The organism is Corallococcus terminator, from assembly GCF_003611635.1.
Taxonomy (GTDB): Bacteria; Myxococcota; Myxococcia; order Myxococcales; family Myxococcaceae; genus Corallococcus; species Corallococcus terminator.
Map to the genome: position 1 here is coordinate 1 of NZ_RAVZ01000844.1, position 410 is coordinate 410.

At 48.8% G+C, this 410-nt stretch carries 1 protein-coding gene; it reads right to left on the reverse strand.

Going from position 1 to position 410, the window contains the following annotated elements; all coding sequences use genetic code 11:
- On the reverse strand, positions 1–410 hold a 410-nt coding region (locus tag D7V88_RS42415), incomplete at both ends, for an ATP-dependent metallopeptidase FtsH/Yme1/Tma family protein (protein WP_208726812.1).

Here is a 410-nt window from a genome sequence, read left to right on the forward strand (position 1 = left end):
TTCTTTTGCTTCGTCGCAGCCCGCAACGTCAGCAAAGGTCGTTTTGATCTGATCTTCAGTCAGCATGCGCGCTTTGCTCTTACCAAACGACATGGCACCTTTGCCACCGCCGCCTTGCATTTGACGCATGAAGAAGATCCAGACACCAATCAGCAACAGCATCGGGAACCAGGAGATGAAGATAGAAGCCAGCAGGCTTGGTTCTTCAGGCGGTTCACCGACAACCTTGACGTTCTTGGTCAACAGGTTATCCAGTAATTTCGGATCCTGAACCGGAATGTAAGTGGTATAACGGTTACTATCTTTCTTGGTAACGTTGATTTCACGTCCGTTGATACGCGCTTCACGAACCTGGTCGTTATTGACCTCTTGTAGGAAGGTAGAGTAATCCACCTTACGGCCATTAGACT